Consider the following 18,762-nt stretch of genomic DNA (forward strand, 5'->3'; position numbering starts at 1 on the left):
CGGGTGTCGGGCTACGCGGTGAACTTCATCAAGCTGACGCGCGAGCAGCAGCTCGACGTCATCAGCCGCACGTTCCATGACAAGCATTGACGCCTTCAACCGCTCCGGCGCGGCCCTTCCCTCGGGAGGAGCCCGCCGGGCTCCCGCCGTTTCCGGCTGGGTCCATTCGGTCGAGACCGGGGGCACCGTCGACGGGCCGGGCATCCGCTACGTGCTGTTCCTCGCGGGCTGCCCACTGCGCTGCCAGTACTGCCACAACCCCGACACCCAGCACATGCACGACGGCACCCGCACCGACGTGGCCGAGGTGCTGGCCGACATCGAATCGACCGCCGGCTTCCTGCGCCGCGGCCATGGCGGCGTGACGCTCAGCGGCGGGGAACCGCTGGTCCAGCCGGAATTCTGCGCGGCGATCCTGCGCGGCTGCAAGGAGCTGGGCCTGCACACCGCGCTGGACACCTCGGGCTTTCTCGGCAATCACGCCGACGACTACCTGCTGGCCGACGTCGATCTGGTGCTGCTCGACATCAAGGCCTTCAAGGAAAGCACCTACCGCGAGGTCACCGGCAGCCCGCTGCGCCCGACGCTGGAATTCGCGGAGCGGCTGGCGGGGATGAACAAGCCGATCTGGCTGCGCTACGTCCTCGTCCCCGGCCTGACCGACAACCTCGACGAGATCGCCGGGCTGGCCGAGTTCGCCGCCGGCCTCGGCAACGTCCAGCGGGTGGACGTGCTGCCCTTCCACAAGATGGGCGAGCACAAATGGCAAGCGCTCGGCCGCCCCTACCGGCTGTCCGGCACGGAGCCGCCCGACCCGGCCTTCACCGCCCAGGTCCGCGACCTCTTCCGCGCCGCCGGGCTGAACACGCCGTAACCTCTCCTCACCCCCGCCGCGCCAGCCCGCCCTTCAGCTTCAGCACATAGGTGATGACCTCGGCCACCGCTTGGTAATGCTGGAGCGGGATGGTCGCGTCGACCTCCGCGCTGGCGTGCAGGGCGCGGGCGAGCGGCGGGTTCTCGACGATGGGAACCCCGTGCTCCTGCGCGAGCGCGCGGATCCGCAGCGCGATCAGGTCGGCCCCCTTGGCCAGGCAGACCGGCGCCGCCATCCGCCCCCGGTCGTATTCCAGCGCCACCGCGAAATGGGTCGGGTTGGTGATGACCACGGTGGCGCGCGGGACGTTCGCCATCATCCGGTGCTTGGAGCGCTGGCGGCGGATTTCCCTCAGCTTGGCCTTGACGTTGGGATCGCCCTCGATCTGCTTGTGCTCGTCCTTGATCTCCTGGAAGCTCATGCGCAGGCGCTTGCGCCATTCCAGGCGGTTCCACAGCACGTCGACCGCCGCCATCAGGACGGTCGCCAGCAGGACGGCCAGCAGCAGCCGCAAGGTCACGTCCCGCAGCAGCACGGGCAAGCCGGCGACGTCCATGCCCACAGTATCCTCCGTCCATGCGATGTAGGGCGCCAGGGCGTGCCACGCCGCGGCGCTGATGATGACCAGCTTGACCAGACTCTTGAGAAACTCGACGAAGGCCTGCCGCGAGACGATCCGTTTCCACCCCGAGGCCGGCGACAGATTCGACAGCTTGGGCCGGATGCGCTCGCCCGCGAACAGGAACCGCCCCTGCCCCAGCGCCGACGCCACCACCCCCGTCGCCAGGATGCCCAGCACCGGCAGCAGCGCCGCGCCGACCCCCAGGATCAGCCAATGCAGCCCGTGCACCACGTCCACCGCGCTGCCGTCGAGCCGGAAATCGTCCGGATTCTCGATCAGCGGCAGCAGCAGCTCCGACAGCCGCCCCGCCGCGCCCGGCGCCGCCATCAGCACGATCATCCAGGCCGCGACCATCCCCGCCAGCAGGCCGATGTCGCGGGCGCGGGGAACGTCGCCCTTCTCCTCGGCCTCGCGCAGACGTTTCTCGGTCGGCTCCTCGGTCTTCTGCGAATCGTCCTGGTCTTCGGCCATGGTCCGCCCCTCACGATCCCGACAGCCAGCCGCCGAGCGCCGCGACGAAGCCGGTCAGCATGGCCCCGACCGTCATCAGGAACAGCCCCAGCCCGGCCACCAGCAGGATCGGCGTGCCGATGAAATAGACCGGCATCGCCGGCATCACCCGGTTGACCAGCCCCAGCGCGACGTTGAACACCAGCCCGTAGAGGAGGAAGGGCGCCGCCAGCCCGACCGCCAGCCGGAAGGTCGTGGCGAGCAGCTGCGCGAAGCGCCCGACCAGCGGCCCGATCTCCGGAAACTCCCCGACCGGCCAGGAGCCGTAGGACCGCGCGAGCGCCCCGATCATCAGATAATGCACGTCCGAGGCGAACATCAGCGCCAGCCCGCCGATCAGCAGCACCCCCGACAGCACCGACCCGCCCTCGAACCCGGCGGCGTCGAGCGAGAAGGGGTTGCTGAGCCCGATGGCCTGCGCCGCCAACGCACCCGTCGTCTGCAGCGCCGCCATGAAAAGCTTCGCCCCGATCCCCAGCCACGCGCCGACCAGACTCTCCCCGGCGAAGACGCGCAGCATTTCGGCCGGCTCCTCCGGCATCCGGTCGGGCAACCCCTCGACACCGGGCAGCAGGACCAGCGCGACGATCAGCGCGAGCGCCGCCCGGATGCGCACCGGAACGGCGTTCTCGCCGAAGCCCGGCAGGAACCCGATGGCGGCGGCCACCCGCACCAGCACGAGGAAGCCCCGGTAGATCTCCAGCGTCAGCAGGTTGGTCAGCGGGTCCATGGCCCTCACACCTGATCGATGGTCTTGAGCGCCGCCTTGCGGTGCAGCTCGGCGTGGCTCAGCACCGGAGTCATCGGGCTGACGCGCTCCAGCAGCGAGCGCACGAAGGGCCGCACCTCCGCCCCGACCAGCAGGGCCGGCCAGACCTGGGGGGTGGCGTGCTTCTGGATCTTCAGCCGCACCGCCGTCAGGAACTCCTGCACCTGGCTCGGCGGCATGACGAAGCGGCGGTCGTCGCCCTCGACCACGATGTTCTCCAGCAGCGCCTGCTCCCAGCGCGGCGTCAGGGCGATCACCGGCACGAAGCCGTCCGGCCCGGCCAGCCCTTGGCAGATCTGCGGCCCCAGCCGGGTCCGTACGTGCTCGGTGATCAGCGTGATGTGACGGGTCCAGCCGACCGCCTCGGCGATGGCCTCGACGATGGTGGGCAGGTTGCGGATCGACACCCGCTCGGCCAGCAGCGCCTGGAGCACCCGCTGCACCACCACCAGCGAGATCTGGCTCGGCACCATGTCGGTGACGAGCTTCTGGTACTCGCGCCCCAGCCCCTCGATCAGCTTCTGGAGCGCGCCGAAGGTCAGCAGCGTCGACAGATGGTCCTTGATGACCTCGGTCAGATGGGTGGTGATGACGCTTTCCGGATCGACCACGGTGTAGCCCTTGGCGACCGCCTCCTCGTGACGGGCCGGGTCGATCCATTTGGCGTGCAGGCCGAAGGTCGGCTCGCGCGTCGCCTCGCCGGGGATCTCCGCCACCTCGCCGCCGGTCGGGTCGATGGCGAGCAGGTGCTTGGGCCGCACCTCCCCCTTGGCCGCCTCGACGCCCATCACGCTGATGACGTAGCTCTTGGGTGCCAGGAAGCTCGAATCCTTGATGCGGACCGAGGGCAGGACGAAGCCGAACTCGGTGGCGAAGCGCTTGCGCAGCGTCTTCACCTTGCTGGTCAGCGGGCCGTTCTTGTTGAGGATCAGCGGCACCAGATGGTTGCCGACCTCGACCTTCACGTCGTCGACCTTGAGCATCTCCTCGACCGGCTCCTCGGGCGCGGCGGCCTGGGGCTTGCGGCTTTCCTCCAGCTTGGCGAGCGCGGCGGCGCGGGCCTTGCGGCGCGGCGCGTACCAGCCGAGCGCCGCGAAGCCCAGCCCGATGATCAGGAACGGCGCCATCGGCAGCCCCGGCGTCAGCGCCAACGCGCCGAGCAGCCCCGACGCGACCATCAGCGCCTTGGGGTAGGCGCCCATCTGGGCGATGACCGCCTTTTCCGCCGAGCCGACGTTGCCGCCCTTGGTCACCAGCAGGCCGGCGGCGAGCGACACGACCAGCGCCGGGATCTGCGTCGCCAGCCCGTCGCCCACCGTCAGCGTGGTGTAGACCCCGGCGGCGTGCTCGAAGCTCATGCCCTTCTGCGCGATGCCGATGGCCATGCCGCCCAGCACGTTGATCACGGTGATGACCAAGCCGGCCACCGCGTCGCCGCGCACGAATTTCGACGCGCCGTCCATCGCGCCGTAGAAGGTGCTTTCGTCCTCCAGCTCCTTGCGGCGGCGGCGGGCTTCGGTGTCGTCGATCATGCCGGCGGACAGGTCGGCGTCGATCGCCATCTGCTTGCCGGGGATGGCGTCGAGCGTGAAGCGGGCCCCGACCTCGGCGATGCGGGTGGCGCCCTTGGTGATGACGACGAAGTTGATGATGACCAGGATGCAGAAGATCACCACGCCGATGACGAAGTTGCCGCCCATGACGAACTGGCTGAAGCCCTGGATCACATGGCCGGCGGCGCCGTGGCCGTTGTGGCCGTCGCTCAGGATCAGGCGGGTCGACGCGATGTTCAGCGCCAGCCGCATCATGGTGACGACCAGCAGCACCGTCGGGAAGGACGAGAAGTCCAGCGGGCGCGGGATCCACAGCGACACCATCAGGATCAGCACGCTGACCGAGAAGGACAACGCCAGTCCGAGATCGAGGAACCAGGACGGCACCGGCAGGAACAGCACCGCCAGCACCAGCAGGATGGAGACCGCGAACAGCACGTCGCGGTTCGCCAGACCGATGTCGCCGAGAATGCCGAACCGGCTGCGGACGTGATCCGTTAAGGTCATGGTGTCCCGAGGCGTTGCGAAAAGGGGCCGGCACGAGAAGGCGTCATGGGGCCGAAGCGTAGACCGGCGCGGTAAAACCCGGATTTACGCTCAACGCTGGCCGTCCGGCAGCAGCGGGCGGGCGGGGCCGTCGGCGAACAGGCCGGACAGGAAGGCGAGATGGCCGCGCTCCGCCTTGGTCCAGACCGGCGCCGCCCGGCTGCCGGCGACCGCCACGGCCTTCGGACCGGCGGCCAGCGTCTCCAGATAGCCCAGCGCCCCGGCGACCCAGCGCAGATTGCCCGACACCCGCTGCCGGTACGCCTCGCCGCGCTCCGACTGGGCGGAGTGGTAGCGGGCGATGGCGGTCTCCAGCGATCCGTGGTCGCGGCGCAGGGCGTTGAGGAAGCCGGCGGCGTAGCGCGCGTTGGCGACCGGGTCGAAGGCGGTGTCGAGGTCAGGGAAGGCGTCCGGGTGCCATTTCAGATTCACCTGAAGGCAGCCGACGTCGATGGAACGCACCCCGCGCGCCTGCGCGTCCCGCACGAAGGCGATGGCGGCCTCGCGGGTGGGGAAGTAATGGGAGCGTCCCTCGGTGTTGACGGTCCAGGGCCACGCGGTGAACAGCCGGTCCTCGGTGCGCCGGCCGGATTCGGTGAAGCCGATCGCCAGCAGCAGATGGTCGGCGATGCCGGCCGCGCGCTCCGCGTCGAGGATGGCGGCGATGCACTGGGCTTCCGGCGGCAGGGGGCCGCGCGCGCGTTCCGGCGGCGGGGTCGGCGCCTTGGGGGGGGCGTAGAGCGCTGTGCTCCAGGTCCCGATCTGCGACGGCGCCGTGGCGCGGGCGGTTCCGGTGGCCAAGACCGCCACGCCCAGCGCTATGACGAGCGTCATGAGAGAAGCGGTGCGCCACTTGAATCCCCTTCTCCCCCAAGGGGAGAGGGGCTCTGTCTCGACGAGAAAATTCTGGCCGTGGGCACGCATGGCCCTACTCGATGGCGACGATGAGATCGGTCAGCCGTTCCGCGTAGGTGGCGAGCGCCCCGTACATGAAGGGCAGCGACAGCACCGTGACGAGCAGGATGGCGACGATCTTGGGCACGAAGGTCAGGGTCATCTCCTGCACCTGGGTCAGCGCCTGGACCAGTGAGATGGCGACGCCGACCACCACCGCGACGATCAGCGGCGGGGCGGCGATGATCAGCGTCGTCCAGATGCCGCTGCGCAGCACCTCCAGCACGTCGGCCTGATTCATGGCGCGTCTCCCTCACACGGCGATCCGCATGATCTCCTGATAGGCCTGGACCATCTTGTCGCGGATGGCGACCACGCTCTGGACCGTCATCTCGGCGGCCAGCACCGAGCGGACGACCTCCTGCGCGCTGGCCTTGCCGGCGACGGCGGACATCGACACGCGCTCGCTGTCCTTCAGCGTATCGACCGCCTGGGCGATGGATTTGTCGAGGACATTGCCGAAATCGGTCTCGGCGGTGGCGGTCGTCGCGTCGGCGCCGAACAGCCCGGCCGTCGCCGACGCCGCCTTCTGGCTCTCGGCCAGGCCGGGGGCGAGCGGCCCGGCGCCGCGGTTGGCGGCGTAGGCGGCGGCGACGCGGCCGATGGGCATGTCGATCATGGGACGTTTCCTCAGCTGCGCAGCAGGTCGACGACGCGATTCATCATCGCGCGCGACTGTTCGATGACGTTCATGCTGGCCTCGAAGGACCGACCGGCCTCGCGCATGTCCATCATCTCGATCAGCGGCTGGACGTTCGGGCGCTTGACGTAGCCCTTGTCGTCGGCGGCCGGATGGGAGGGGTCGTAGGCGAGTTGGAAGTCGCTGCGGTCGCGGCCGATCTGCTTGACCCGCACGACCTCCACCCCCACGGCGCGGTCCATCGCGGTGTCGAAGGACACGGTCTTGCGGCGGTAGGGGTCGCCGCCCTTCTCGGTCGCGGTGGAATCGGCGTTGGCGAGATTCTCGGCGACCACCCGCAGCCGGGTCGACTGGGCCTGGAGGCCCGCGCCGGCGATCTTCAGGGTCGCGCCCAGGGCGTCGTTCATCATGGCGGTCGTCCTTATCGATGCGATCCGGGTCAGCCGTTGCGCCACGCCATGCGCAGCATCTGCACGTTGCGCTGGAACAGGCTGGTGGTCAGGGCGAAGGCGTCGCGGTTGTCACTGCCCTTGCTCATCTCCTGCTCCAACGACACGGCGTTGCCCGATGGGGTGGTCTCCCACAGCCCTTCCCTGCCGGCCTCGCGGAAGGCGGTGGCCGGTTTGCCGCCGGTGAGGTGGAAGGCGGAGGTGCGCGCGGCCTCGACCGGCCGGACGTCGTTCAGGACCGCGTCGAACGGTTTCAGGTCGCGCGCCACGTAGTCGGGCGTGTTGGCGTTCACGACGTTCTCGGCGATCAGCTTCTGCCGCTGCGCCAAGTAATCGAGGCGCGTGCCGGCCAGTTGAAAGAAACCGATTTTGCTCAAATCCATGACGACCCCGTTCCACCGCGTCCTCTTTCGAAGACAGGGGCAAGGTGAACCCGGCCGTTTAAAACCGGATTTAAATTCCCCGCGCTACGGTGACCGCATCGAGGATGGACGGAGACACCGCGCATGCGGGCCTTAGCGACCTTGTCGGCGGAGATCGAACGGCTGCCGACCCTGACGTGGCGGGGCGAGATCCGCTCGGCCGCCGGGATGACGCTGGAGGTCGACGGGCTTCAGCGCGTGCTGTCGGTCGGCGACAAATGCCACGCGGAGACGGTGCGCGGCGGGCGCGTGCTGTGCGAGACCATCGGCTTCCGCAACGGGCGCTCGCTGCTGATGGCGTTCGACAACCTCGACGGCGTGGCGGAGGGCTGCGCGGCGGTCACCGACGACACCGCCTTCACCCTGCGGCCGGGGGCCGGCTGGCTCGGCCGGGTCGTGGACGCGCTGGGCCAGCCCATCGACGGCCAGGGTCCCTTGCGCAACGGCGAGCACGCCCGCCCGCTGCGCCAGCCGCCCCCGGCGGCCTGCGGGCGACGCCGGGTCGGGGCGAAGCTCGACACCGGCATCCGGGTGATCGACAGCTTCGTGCCGTTGTGCCGGGGCCAGCGGCTGGGCGTCTTCGCCGGATCGGGCGTCGGCAAGTCGACCCTGCTGTCGATGTTCGCCCGCCACGCCGAGGCCGACGCCATCGTCATCGGTCTGGTCGGCGAGCGCGGCCGCGAGGTGCGCGAGTTCATCCAGGACGATCTGGGACCTGAGGGGCTGGCCCGCTCCGTCGTGATCGTCGCCACCTCCGACGAGCCGCCGCTGATGCGCCGTCAGGCCGCCCTCCTCACCCTGACGGTGGCGGAGGAACTGCGCGACCAGGGACTTCATGTCCTGTGCCTGATGGACAGCGTGACCCGCTTCGCCATGGCCCAGCGCGAGATCGGGCTGGCCGCGGGGGAGCCGCCGACCTCCAAGAGCTACCCGCCCAGCGTCTTCGCCGAGTTGCCCCGCCTGCTGGAGCGCGCCGGCCCCGGCCCGGAGGGGAGCGGCGGCGGCGACATCACCGCGATCTTCACCGTTCTGGTCGACGGCGACGACCACGACGAGCCGATCGCCGACGCGGTGCGCGGCATCCTCGACGGGCATCTGGTGCTCGACCGCCGCATCGCCGAACAGGGGCGCTATCCGGCGGTCAACCTGCTGCGCAGCGTGTCGCGCACTCTGCCCGGCTGCCACAGCGCGGCCGAGAACCGCGTGGTCGGCCGCGCCCGCGCGCTGGCCGCGATCCACGACAACATGGCCGAGATGATCCGGCTCGGCGCCTACAAGCGCGGGACCGATCCCGACACCGACGCCGCCATCGACCTGCACCCCCGGCTGGACGCCTTCCTGCGCCAGGGCAAGGACGACCGCTCCTCCAGCCCCGCCACCTTCGCGCAGCTCGACGCGCTTCTTGCCAACCTCGGAGACCGGACATGAGCGTCAACACCAAGCTGGCCGCCCAGGCCCTGTCGCCCGTCCAAGCGAAGGTCGCGGCGAAGGCCGAGCCCGCCGAAACGCTGGCCGACAGGATGAGCGTCGGCTTCGAGGATCTGCTCGACGTGGTGAACCCGCTGCAACAGCTGCCGGTGGTATCGTCGGTCTACCGCGAGGCGACCGGCGACAGCATCTCGATCCCGGCGCGGCTGGCCGGCGGCTTCCTGTTCGGCGGCCCGGCCGGGCTGATCGGCAGCGCCGCCATGGCGCTGTTCGAGGAGGTCACCGGCGACAGCGTGCTCGGCCACCTGGAATCGCTGGTCGACGAGATCGGCGGGGAGGAGACGCCGCCCGGCGCCGGCACCGCGACGGCCAACACGGCGCTGCCCTGGATGAAGGAGGACGGAGACGTCAGCCATGCCGCCCTGCCCTCCGCCGCGTCGATGGCCGAGGCGTTGAAACGGAAGACGGTGGCGGTCCATGAGGCGGAAGTCGCCGCCACTCTCCGTCCGGAGGAGCGGCCGGCCCCGCAACTGCTGGCGAAGCTCTATTCGCTCCAGGCGACGGAGGCCGACGGCGCCCACCGGCTGTGAGGTGTCAGCCCGGCGCGGCCCCGATGCCGCGTTGCTGCGCCGCGTCGAGCAGGCTGACCAACTCGTCCGACACCCACCAGCGGCATTTGCGGCGCTCCTCCGTCGAGACCGCGACCACCCGCTCGATCAGGCGGCTTTCCCCGGCGTCCAGCTCGCGCCCCTCGCGCAGGGCGGCTTCGACGATGGCCAGCAGCGTCTTGTCGATCACCGTCACCTCGACGGGATGGCCGACCTCCTCCGCCAGTTCGCACAGACGGGCCAGCGACGGCAAGGCGTCCTCATGTTCGTCGGCCGCGACCTGACGGAACAGCCCGGCGATGTGCTCGCCGACGGCGGCGCTCCAGGGGCTGGGGGACGTCGCGATGCCCCGGCGCGCCAGACCCTGGTTGAAGCGGTTGATGAAGCGCACCCGCTCCGTCAGCACCACCGGGGAAGCCGACAGGCTGAGCGTCAGCAGCCGGTGGTTGATCGCCGGGATCACCTCCGCCTCGACCAGCCCGGTCACCCGCCCCACCGCCATCGACACCAGCGCCCAGTTGCGGTCGCCGCGCCCGATGCCCAGCCCCTGCAAGGCGTCGTACCAGCGGAAGGCGCGCTCCAGCAGGCGTTCCGCCGTCTCGCCGGCGGTCAGTTGCGGCGGCGCGGAACGGCCGAGATGAATGTCCTCCAGCTTCTGCCGCAGAGCCTGCCACGCGAATTGCAGATGCCCGATCGAGGACTCCAACACGGGAGAGCTGGGGAAGAGCGTGTGGAAGGCGAGCGCCTGGTCGGCGTCACGCGAGGCGTTGAGCTGCGTCAGCGCGTAGAGCAGCCCGCCGTCCGGCAGACCGCTGCGCTCCACCATGCCGGAAACGAGACGGACGGCCGAAGCGTTGTCGCGCGGGCGGGCCGCCGCCTTCCATAGCGGCGCGTGCTCCAGCATCGAATCCAGCGTCGCCAGATCGCCGAAGGTCAGCGGCAGCGCCCCTCGGATGCCGCGCTTGCGCAGCAGCGCGTCACGCTCGGCGTTGGCGGCGGCCAGCAGCGCGCCCAGCCCGCTGCGTCGGCGCAGCACGGCCAGCGAACGGACCCGCAGCTCCTCCGCCCAATGGCCGGCGGCCGACGATCCCAGCACGACGTCCAGCGGCCGCTCGCTGGCCCGTTGCGCGATGTCGGTCTGCACCTGCCCCGGCAGGTCGCCCAGATGCGGCAGCAGGGCGAACCACCATGCCCCGGCGTCGAGGACGTGCAGGCAGGCGGGAAGCCGCGCTTCGGCCAGGATCAGCGCGTCGGTGCGCAGCAACACGGGATCGAACCAGCCGGTCCAGACGCGGCGCGCGTGCTCCGTGCGCGGTCCGTTCAGCATGGCGACGATCAGACGCCCGACCTCGGTCGTCATCTGGGCGTTTTCCAGATGGCCGGCGCGGACCAGTTCGAAGAGTTCGGACTTCTGCGCCCGGTCGAGCGGAGCCAGAATCGCGCGCACCCTGTCCAGGCTGTCGGCCGGATCGGGGGAAAGGCTGGGCGTGAAGACGGGGCTCGGGGGACCGCCCACCATGGCTTCCATTGGCGCTGGTTTCGTCGCTCATTTTAATTAGAAGTGACCGATATGGCTACCGATATCGTGTGACGCAATCTGTCGCTCCCTCGGTCCTGAACCTGTCCGGCCACGGGTCCCCAGCAAATTTTGCATCAAATATCGTATAAATTTATTACATTTAAGTGCTAATTTTCATCTTCACAGGGTGAGGCTGCGGCTTCATCATCCCCGACGCGACGCACCGCCCGTGCACCCCACGAAGGGCATGTTCCCTCCCTCCAAGCCACAGCCCAGGTTTCCAAACGGCCATGACCGACACCGTTCCACGCGAGGCCGAAGACGCGATCGACGCGCTCATCGCCCGACTGTCGTCGGTCGACGCCCTGTCGGACGAGAGCAAATCCGCGGCCCACGAGGCCGCGCTGAAGCGCCTGATGACGCATCTGATCCAGAAGGAAGGCTGGCTGGCCGAAGAGTTCTGCCGGCTCGCCCGCTCGCTCGGCGCCTACTGACCACGGGTCCGGCGACCGCCTCATCCGTCGATGGGGGCCAACAGGAAATCGATGTCGGCGGCGGTGAGCAGATCCGCCTCCGTCGCGGCCTGATCGTAGACCGCCTCGCCCAGCCGGCGCTTGCGTTCCTGAAGCTCCAGCATGCGCTCCTCCACCGTGCCGGCGGTGACCAGCTTGTAGACGAAGACCGGCTTGTCCTGGCCGATGCGATGGGCGCGGTCGGTGGCTTGGTCCTCCACCGCCGGGTTCCACCAGGGGTCGTAGTGGATCACGGTGTCCGCCGCCGTCAGGTTCAGCCCGGTGCCGCCCGCCTTCAGGCTGATGAGGAACAGCGGCACCTCGCGTGCCTGGAAGCGGCGGACCGGGGTTTCGCGGTCCCGCGTCTCACCGGTCAACTCGACAAAGGGGATGCCGAGCGTCTCCAACTCCGGCTTGATCAGATCCAGCATCGAGGTGAACTGCGAGAACAGCAGGATGCGCCGCCCGTCCGCCAGCAGATCGGGCAGCATCTCCAGCAGGCGGTCGAGCTTGGCCGAGGCCGCCCCCTTCGCCACCCGCTTGCGAGCGCTCTCCAGCCTCACCAGCCGGGGGTCGCAGCAGGCCTGCCGCAGCTTCAGCAGCGCGTCGAGGATGGTGATGTGGCTGCGTGCCATGCCCTTGCGGGCGATCTCCTCGCGCACCCGCTGGTCCATCGCCAGACGGATCGTCTCGTAGAGGTCGCGCTGGGCCGCCTGCGGTTCCACCGATTCCCGGATCTCGGTCTTGGGCGGCAGTTCGCCCGCCACCTCCTCCTTGGTGCGGCGGAGCAGGAAGGGGCGGACCCGGCGGGCGAGGATCCGCTGGCGCTCGGCGTCGCCATGCTTCTCGATGGGGGTGCGGAACTGCCGGCGGAAGCCGGTGCGGTCGCCGAACAGCGAGGGCACCGCGACCGAGAACAGCGACCACAATTCGTCCAGGTTGTTCTCGACCGGCGTGCCGCTCAGGCACAGGCGCTGCCGCGCGTCGAGGCCGTGGGTCGCCTTCGTCGCCTGAGAGGTCGGGTTCTTCAGGTATTGCGCCTCGTCGAAGATCGCCAGATGCCAGGGCTGGGCGGCCAGGATCGCGCGGTCGCGCGGCAGCAGCGCGTAGGAGGTCACCACCAGATCGTGGTCGCCCAGCGTGCCCTGCGCCGCCTTGCGCTGCGGGCCGTGCAGCACCAGCGTCCGCAACTCGGGGGCGAAGCGCTTGGCCTCCATCCGCCAGTTGCCGAGCACGCTGGTCGGGGCCACCAGCAGGCAGGGGCGGTCGAGCCGCCCGGCCTCCTTCTCGGCCAGCAGATGGGCGAGCGCCTGCACGGTCTTGCCCAGCCCCATGTCGTCGGCCAGGATGCCGCCGAACTCATGCGCGCCCAAAAATTGCAGCCAGTCCAGCCCGGCCTGCTGGTAGGGGCGCAGGGTCGCCCGCAAGCCGGCCGGCGGCGATACGGCGGGCACGCCGCCGGCCTCGCGCAGGGTCCGCGCCATCCGGCGCACGGCATCGGCGCCCAGCAGCGGAACCCCGGCGGCCTCGGCCGCCTCCTCCAGCGCCGCGAGGTCGCCCAGATGCGTCCGCCCGATCCGCACCGCGCCGTCGCCCGTCTGGAGGCCGAACAGTTCCATCAGCACGCCGAGCAGGGGCCGCAGCCGTTCGGCCTCCAGCGGCAGGAAGCGGTTGCCGGCGACCGGAACGAACAGGATGCCGTCGGGCGCCAGGGCGTCCAGCGCGGCGTCGAGGCCGCGCGGTTCCTCGGAGGCGCCGTTCCCGTCCCGAAAATCGTCATGGATGTCAAAGAACGCGTCGTCCGGCGAAACCGCATCCGCATCGATCGCGTCCAGCGCGGCGATCACCGACCGCAGAACCGGCAGCAGATCGACCCGCTCCCTGCCGACGTCGACGCCCAGCGACAGGCCGAACCAGTCGATGCCGCTGCCGTCGCCGATCTCGAAGGACCAGTTTCCCGGCGCTTCCGCCAATTGATAGGGGAAATCCGGGTCGATCTCGACGATCCAGCCCTCCCCCCGCAACGCGGGCAGCACGGAGTGGCAGACGGTCAGCCAGCCGGCCGATTCCTCGAAGGCGTCGCCGGGCACGACGAACAGCTCCCGTCGGACGGGCGGTCCGCCCGCCACGCTCAGCGGCGTCTCGTTGCGGATCAGGCCGGTTCCGTTCAGACGGGCGGCGGCCTTCGTCTCGTCCGCCGGGATGCGCTCGGCCGTGACGAGGGTCCCGTCCTCCATCCATTGCAGCGGCGCGGTGGTTTTTCCGGCGAGGCGGGTGCCCGCGTAATCGAACTCCAGCACGCCGACCGGAATCGGCACCGCCATCATGGACCCGCCATAGCCGAAAGGGCTGTAGGGCGTCCGGCCGCAGCGCAGGCGCAGCACCGGCCGTGGCCGGACACGGCGGGCCTCGGTCCGGGCCGGCGGTTCGGGCAGCACCGGCAGCCGCGCGCCGAACCGCACGGCGGCGGCGTTGCGGAAGGCGGCGACCTCCGCCGGCGGCAGCGGCGGCGCGCCCAGCAGGGCGGCGGCGAGATGCGGCGCGACCTCGGTGGTGAGGGATCCGCACTCCCACGACTCCACGTCCACATACAGCAGCGGCACCGTCGGCAGCACGACCGCCGACGGCGTGTCCAGCCCGACGTCGAAACGCTGGCGCCCCTTGTCGTCGCCGGTCCAGCGGGCGGTTCCCGCGCGGTCGGGACCGGGTCGCAAGGGCGGGTTGGCGCGGAAATCCTCCCAATACAGCCGTCCGGTGCGCAGCATCCGCTCGACCAGCCCGGCCGCCCACTCCCCGCGCAGCGCCCGGCCCTTTTCGGGATGCGACGGATGAGACAGTTGCTGCGCCATGAACTGAAGGATCGCCCGATCGGAGGGCGTGACGAACTTCGCCGGGATCTGTCCCTGGTTCCAACCCGTGGCGTAGGGCTTGTCGTCGGAACCGAAACGGTCGTCCTTTCGCAGCGAGACGGACAGCGGGCACACCGCCGCCTCGCGGCCGTTCGGCCCCTCCTCCATCCGCAGCACGTAGAGAAGACGCTTGCGCACGGTGTCCGGATAGGAATCGCCGCCGTCGCGCGCCGCCGCCTCGCCCAGCCGCTCCAGCAGATCGCTGATCGGTGCCGACAGCGCCGGCGCGGCCGGTGCCGGTTTGGGCGAAGCCGTTCCCGCTTCGGCGGGCCGCGACGCCCAGGCGATCGCCACCGCCGCGACGTGCTTGCAGTTGATGCCGACCGGGCAATCGCACTCGCCGTCCAGCATCGTCACGGCGTTGGCGTTCACCCGCAGCAGGACGCTCTGCACGTAGGGGATCCATTGCGAGCCCTGCACCGTCGCGGCAAGGCGCATCGTCCCGTCCGGCAGCCGATCCGCCTGGAGCGCCGAGACGCGGCCTTGGCGCTGGTAGCGCTCGCCCCGCTCGTAGGAGCCCGCATCGAAGTGGCGCCGCAAGGACGACAGAAGGGTCATCGAACCGTTTCCTCCGGACAAGCGTCGCCGCTGGGCCGCAGCGCCTGGGAATGACCGGGCCGTGTCCAGGAGAGGCGGCATGCCCGCGCGCGTTCCCCGCCCTTCTCCCCAATCAACCCGGCCCCTGTCAAGGCTTGGAGCCCGACACATCCTCTCCAGCCGGAAACGGACAATCCGCCACAGCCTGGGTGCTGGCGCGGACGCGCCGATCCGGGATAGTCTCACCCTTCGTCCGGACATTCCGGCCCGCGCCGCCCCAAATCACCGCCACCACGACCTTGCGCCCCGAGTCTCTTCCCGACCCCGCATCCGCCGATCCCCTCGATCCCGTGGACTCCCCGCCCAAGCCGTCGGTGCTGGTGGTGGACGACGAGGAGGGCATGCGCAGCTTCCTGTCGCGCGCGCTCGAACGGCGCGGCTGGCGGGTCGAGACCGCCGGCAGCGCCGAGGACGGCGCCCGCCTGCTGGAACGGGTCCACACCGACCTCGTCATCCTCGACATCGCGCTGCCGGGACGCTCCGGGCTGGACTGGCTGAAGGAGCTGGTTGGCGCCGGCTTCGCGGGCGAGGTGATCCTGATCACCGCGTTTGCCGACATGAACACCGCCATCGACGCGCTGCGCGCCGGGGCCGCCGATTTCGTGCTGAAGCCGTTCCGGATCGAGCAGATCCTCAACTCCATCGACCGCTGCATCGAGCGCGCCCGGCTGACCCGCGAGAACTTCGCGCTGCGCCAGCAATTGTCCAAGCGCAAGGCCGGCAGCGACGAGATCGTCGGCCAGTCCGACGCGATGGCCCGCCTGCGCGCCCTGGTCCGCCGCGTGGCGCCCACCCCGTCGACCGTGCTGATCCAAGGCGAGTCCGGCGTCGGCAAGGAGCTGGTCGCGCGCGCCCTGCACGAGCTGTCGCCGCGCGCCGCCTGCCCCTTCGTCGCGGTGAACTGCGCCGCCATCTCCGCCGACCTGATCGAGGCGGAGCTGTTCGGCCACGCCAAGGGCGCCTTCACCGGCGCCCGCGATTCCCGCAAGGGCCTGTTCTACTACGCCCATGGCGGCACCCTGTTCCTGGACGAGATCGGCGAGCTGTCGCTGACCCTGCAATCCAAGCTGCTCCGGGTGCTGGAGGAGCGGCGCATCCGCCCGGTCGGCAGCGAGCAGGAGGTGCCGGTCGACGTCCGCGTGGTGACCGCCACCAACCGCGACCTGAAGGTCGAAGCCTCGAAGGGCCGCTTCCGCCCCGACCTGTTTTATCGGCTGGAGGTGATGACGCTGACCATCCCGCCGCTGCGCCAGCGGGTGGCGGACGTGCCGGAGCTGACGGCGCTGTTCATGCGCCACCTGTCGCTGCGTCTGGCCGTGCCGCCGCTTCCGGTCACGCCCGAGGTGACGCGGGCGCTGATGGCCCATTCCTGGCCCGGCAACGTGCGGGAGCTGCGCAACTTCGTGGAACGCTCGCTGCTGTTCGGGGAGTTTCCCCTGAACGATCTGACCGGGAGCGGCCCGGACGCCGCCCCGGCGGAGCTGGCGGTCCTGCCGCTGGCCGAGGTCGAGAAGCGCCACATCCTGGCGGTGCTGACGCAATGCGGCGGCAACAAGACCCGCGCGGCCGACCTGCTGGGCGTCTCGCGCAAGACTCTGGACCGCAAATGCGCCGAATGGGGCGTCGAGCCGTGACCACGGCGCCGGCCGGTCCCCACGCCTGGAGTCCGCGCGCCTGGACCAAGCGCGCGGTCATGGCCTTCGCCGGATCGGTCCGCGTCAAGCTGCTGACCCTGGTGCTGGCGCCGCTGCTGCTCGGCGTGCCGGTGCTGCTGCTGATCGTCTGGTTCTGGGGTACCCAGGGCTACGACCAGTTGCTGGTCACCAAGGTCAGCTCCGACCTCGGCACCGCGCGCCAGTTCTTCGACCGGGTGCAGGCGGCGCTGGGCACCCGGCTGGAGGGCTTCGCCTCCTCGCATCGCCTGGCCGTCGCCCTGGAGCGGGGGAACGAGACGGAAATCCGCCGTCTGCTCGACGAGGCCGCCGAGGAGCAGGGGCTGGATTATCTGCTGCTGCTCGACCCCCAGGGCCGCGTCCGGGTCGGCGGCGCCTTCGCCGTCCAGACCGACCCGGTCGGACGGGACCGGTCCAACTGGTCCGTGGTGCGCGACGCGCTGCAAGGCTACGCCCGGCACGGGCTGGAGGTCTTCGCACCGGCGGAGCTGGATTCGCTCGGCCCCGCGCTGCGCCACACCGCCCGCACCCCCCTCCTGCCGACCCGCAACGCGCGGCCCGACCGCCGCAGCGTCGAGGAGCGCGGCCTGATGGTCCAGGCCGCCGTTCCCGTCGCCGAACTGGACGGCCGGGTGACCGGCGCGCTGGAGGGCGGGGTCCTGCTGAACGGCAACCAGGGCATCGTCGACCGCGTCAACACCATCGTCTACCAGGAGGCCTCGCTGCCGCTGGGCAGCCAAGGCACCGCCACCCTGTTCCTCGGCGACACCCGCATCGCCACCAACGTGCGGCTGTTCGAGGGCCAGCGGGCGCTGGGCACCCGCGCGTCGCAGGCGGTGGCCGACAAGGTGCTGGAACGGGGGGAGGTCTGGCTCGGTTCGGCCTTCGTGGTCGACGACACCTACGTGTCGGGCTACCAGCCTTTGACCGACACCGCCGGTCGGCGGATCGGCATGCTCTACGTCGGCTTCCTCGAAGCGCCGCTGCGCGTCGCGCTGTACCGGGCGCTGGCCGGGCTGTTCCTGCTGTTCCTGCTGGTGTCGGGGCTGGGCACGCTGGCCGACCTGCGTTGGGCGCGCACCATCTTCCGCCCGCTGGAGCGGATGAACCGGGTGATCGCCCGCATCGAGGCCGGCGAGGAATCCGCCCGCGTCGGCCCCACCAGCAGCCGCGACGAGCTGGGGCGGCTGGCCCGCGCCTTCGACCATCTGCTCGATTCCATCGCCGCCCGCCGCTGGGAGCTGCAACGCTCGGCCGAGGAGCTGGACCGCAAGGTGGCGCTGCGCACGGCGGCGCTGGAGGAGGCCAACGCCACGCTGCGCCGCGCCCAGCAGCAGCTGGTGATGAACGAGAAGCTGACCGCCATCGGCGAGCTGACCGCCGGGGTCGCCCACGAGATCAACAACCCGGTGGCGGTGATCCAGGGCAACCTCGACCTGCTGCGCGAGGTGCTGGGCGACGGCATCGACCCGGTGCGCGAGGAGATCCGCCTGATCGACGAGCAGACCCAGCGCATCCACGCCATCGTCACCAAGCTGCTGCAATTCGCCCGCCCCGGCGATTTCGCCGGCTACGCCGAGGCGACCGGGGTCAACGCGGTGCTGGCCGACTGCCTCGTGCTGACCCGGCACAATCTGAACCGCGGCAAGGTGACGGTGGAGACCCGGCTGATGGCGGCCGGCAGCGTCGAGATGAACCGGGGCGAGTTGCAGCAGGTGCTGATCAACCTGATCGTCAACGCCATGCAGGCGATGCCCGACGGCGGCACCCTGACGCTGGAGAGCCGCGACATCGACCCGGACGACTGGGCGGCGGACAGCGACCCCTTCGAGGGCGCGCTGGTGCGGGTCGAGGACACCGGCCACGGCATCGCGGCGGTGGATCTCGACCGCATCTTCGACCCCTTCTTCACCACCAAGAACCAGACCGGGACCGGGCTGGGTCTGTCGATCAGCTACGCCATCGTCCAGCGCTACGGCGGGCGGATCACGGTGGATAGCACCCCCGGCCGCCGCACGAGATTCTCGCTGTGGCTGCGCCGGCAGGCCCGCTATTCGGAACAGCCCTCGGCCCCGCTGTTCGCCGCGCGGCTGCTGAAACCGGGCGGGGGGTGAAGGGCGGCGGGCGGTTTGGAACGTTTGAAACACCGTGGAACGTTTTTCCGGCCCGTTCCGTGT

General features: G+C 70.3%; 16 protein-coding genes. 6 read left to right on the plus strand and 10 right to left on the minus strand.

From position 1 onward, the window contains the following. Window positions 1–76: 76 nt before the first annotated feature. The gene (gene pflA, locus EJ913_RS17420; RefSeq protein WP_127000155.1) at window positions 77–874 is read left to right on the plus strand and encodes a pyruvate formate-lyase-activating protein; all 798 of its coding nucleotides are present in this window, start codon (window positions 77–79) and stop codon (window positions 872–874) included. 7 nt (window positions 875–881) lie between these two features. On the opposite strand, the gene flhB is transcribed toward pflA, so the two are convergent. From flhB to EJ913_RS17460, 8 genes are all read right to left on the minus strand, one after another. After that, entirely contained in the window at window positions 882–1,967 is a 1,086-nt protein-coding gene (gene flhB, locus EJ913_RS17425; protein WP_127000157.1) for a flagellar biosynthesis protein FlhB, read from the minus strand. A 10-nt stretch (window positions 1,968–1,977) separates the two neighbouring features. Further along, on the minus strand, window positions 1,978–2,736 hold the full coding sequence (locus tag EJ913_RS17430) for a flagellar biosynthetic protein FliR (protein WP_127000159.1): 759 nt from the start codon (window positions 2,734–2,736) through the stop codon (window positions 1,978–1,980). A 5-nt stretch (window positions 2,737–2,741) separates the two neighbouring features. Continuing rightward, entirely contained in the window at window positions 2,742–4,835 is a 2,094-nt protein-coding gene (gene flhA / locus EJ913_RS17435; protein WP_127000161.1) for a flagellar biosynthesis protein FlhA, read from the minus strand. A gap of 90 nt (window positions 4,836–4,925) precedes the next feature. After that, window positions 4,926–5,708, minus strand: coding sequence for a lysozyme family protein (locus EJ913_RS17440; RefSeq protein WP_238520235.1), 783 nt, complete (start codon window positions 5,706–5,708; stop codon window positions 4,926–4,928). A gap of 94 nt (window positions 5,709–5,802) precedes the next feature. Beyond that, entirely contained in the window at window positions 5,803–6,069 is a 267-nt protein-coding gene (fliQ, locus tag EJ913_RS17445) for a flagellar biosynthesis protein FliQ (RefSeq protein WP_127000163.1), read from the minus strand. Window positions 6,070–6,081: 12 nt separating this feature from the next. Further along, window positions 6,082–6,447: a flagellar hook-basal body complex protein FliE gene (fliE, locus tag EJ913_RS17450; RefSeq protein ID WP_127000165.1), complete on the minus strand. Its 366-nt coding sequence runs from the start codon at window positions 6,445–6,447 to the stop codon at window positions 6,082–6,084. An 11-nt stretch (window positions 6,448–6,458) separates the two neighbouring features. Beyond that, entirely contained in the window at window positions 6,459–6,878 is a 420-nt protein-coding gene (flgC, locus tag EJ913_RS17455) for a flagellar basal body rod protein FlgC (RefSeq protein ID WP_127000167.1), read from the minus strand. Window positions 6,879–6,907: 29 nt separating this feature from the next. Continuing rightward, entirely contained in the window at window positions 6,908–7,300 is a 393-nt protein-coding gene (locus EJ913_RS17460; protein ID WP_127000169.1) for a flagellar biosynthesis protein FlgG, read from the minus strand. A gap of 123 nt (window positions 7,301–7,423) precedes the next feature. Here EJ913_RS17460 and fliI point away from each other — a divergent pair, with 123 nt between their 5' ends. Beyond that, the gene (fliI, locus tag EJ913_RS17465; RefSeq protein ID WP_127000171.1) at window positions 7,424–8,767 is read left to right on the plus strand and encodes a flagellar protein export ATPase FliI; all 1,344 of its coding nucleotides are present in this window, start codon (window positions 7,424–7,426) and stop codon (window positions 8,765–8,767) included. Then, entirely contained in the window at window positions 8,764–9,357 is a 594-nt protein-coding gene (locus EJ913_RS17470) for a hypothetical protein (RefSeq protein ID WP_127000173.1), read from the plus strand. The genes fliI and EJ913_RS17470 overlap by 4 nt, the downstream gene beginning before the upstream one ends. A gap of 4 nt (window positions 9,358–9,361) precedes the next feature. Here EJ913_RS17470 and EJ913_RS17475 read toward each other — a convergent pair whose 3' ends face one another. Continuing rightward, complete coding sequence (locus tag EJ913_RS17475) at window positions 9,362–10,894, minus strand: hypothetical protein (RefSeq protein ID WP_238520238.1); 1,533 nt, start codon at window positions 10,892–10,894, stop codon at window positions 9,362–9,364. A gap of 290 nt (window positions 10,895–11,184) precedes the next feature. Between EJ913_RS17475 and EJ913_RS17480 the strand changes: the two genes are divergently transcribed. After that, complete coding sequence (locus EJ913_RS17480) at window positions 11,185–11,388, plus strand: hypothetical protein (protein ID WP_127000177.1); 204 nt, start codon at window positions 11,185–11,187, stop codon at window positions 11,386–11,388. Between the two features lie 20 nt (window positions 11,389–11,408). Here the strand turns inward: EJ913_RS17480 and EJ913_RS17485 are convergent, their stop codons facing one another. Continuing rightward, window positions 11,409–14,873 (minus strand): DEAD/DEAH box helicase, encoded by a 3,465-nt coding sequence (locus EJ913_RS17485; RefSeq protein WP_127000179.1) that lies wholly within the window; start codon window positions 14,871–14,873, stop codon window positions 11,409–11,411. 329 nt (window positions 14,874–15,202) lie between these two features. Here EJ913_RS17485 and EJ913_RS17490 point away from each other — a divergent pair, with 329 nt between their 5' ends. Both EJ913_RS17490 and EJ913_RS17495 read left to right on the plus strand, forming a co-directional pair. Next, on the plus strand, window positions 15,203–16,546 hold the full coding sequence (locus EJ913_RS17490; protein WP_244939394.1) for a sigma-54-dependent transcriptional regulator: 1,344 nt from the start codon (window positions 15,203–15,205) through the stop codon (window positions 16,544–16,546). Further along, on the plus strand, window positions 16,543–18,699 hold the full coding sequence (locus EJ913_RS17495; RefSeq protein ID WP_244939395.1) for a cache domain-containing protein: 2,157 nt from the start codon (window positions 16,543–16,545) through the stop codon (window positions 18,697–18,699). The genes EJ913_RS17490 and EJ913_RS17495 overlap by 4 nt, the downstream gene beginning before the upstream one ends. The last annotated feature ends 63 nt before the right edge of the window (window positions 18,700–18,762 follow it).

Source organism: Azospirillum doebereinerae (assembly GCF_003989665.1).
Classification (GTDB): Bacteria; Pseudomonadota; Alphaproteobacteria; order Azospirillales; family Azospirillaceae; genus Azospirillum; species Azospirillum doebereinerae.

Coding starts and splice junctions, on each gene's coding strand:
- pflA (WP_127000155.1), top strand. CDS start 77: ATGACAAGCATTGACGCCTTCAACCGCTCCGGCGCGGCCCTTCCCTCG.
- flhB (WP_127000157.1), bottom strand. CDS start 1,967: ATGGCCGAAGACCAGGACGATTCGCAGAAGACCGAGGAGCCGACCGAG.
- EJ913_RS17430 (WP_127000159.1), bottom strand. CDS start 2,736: ATGGACCCGCTGACCAACCTGCTGACGCTGGAGATCTACCGGGGCTTC.
- flhA (WP_127000161.1), bottom strand. CDS start 4,835: ATGACCTTAACGGATCACGTCCGCAGCCGGTTCGGCATTCTCGGCGAC.
- EJ913_RS17440 (WP_238520235.1), bottom strand. CDS start 5,708: ATGACGCTCGTCATAGCGCTGGGCGTGGCGGTCTTGGCCACCGGAACC.
- fliQ (WP_127000163.1), bottom strand. CDS start 6,069: ATGAATCAGGCCGACGTGCTGGAGGTGCTGCGCAGCGGCATCTGGACG.
- fliE (WP_127000165.1), bottom strand. CDS start 6,447: ATGATCGACATGCCCATCGGCCGCGTCGCCGCCGCCTACGCCGCCAAC.
- flgC (WP_127000167.1), bottom strand. CDS start 6,878: ATGATGAACGACGCCCTGGGCGCGACCCTGAAGATCGCCGGCGCGGGC.
- EJ913_RS17460 (WP_127000169.1), bottom strand. CDS start 7,300: ATGGATTTGAGCAAAATCGGTTTCTTTCAACTGGCCGGCACGCGCCTC.
- fliI (WP_127000171.1), top strand. CDS start 7,424: ATGCGGGCCTTAGCGACCTTGTCGGCGGAGATCGAACGGCTGCCGACC.
- EJ913_RS17470 (WP_127000173.1), top strand. CDS start 8,764: ATGAGCGTCAACACCAAGCTGGCCGCCCAGGCCCTGTCGCCCGTCCAA.
- EJ913_RS17475 (WP_238520238.1), bottom strand. CDS start 10,894: ATGGTGGGCGGTCCCCCGAGCCCCGTCTTCACGCCCAGCCTTTCCCCC.
- EJ913_RS17480 (WP_127000177.1), top strand. CDS start 11,185: ATGACCGACACCGTTCCACGCGAGGCCGAAGACGCGATCGACGCGCTC.
- EJ913_RS17485 (WP_127000179.1), bottom strand. CDS start 14,873: ATGACCCTTCTGTCGTCCTTGCGGCGCCACTTCGATGCGGGCTCCTAC.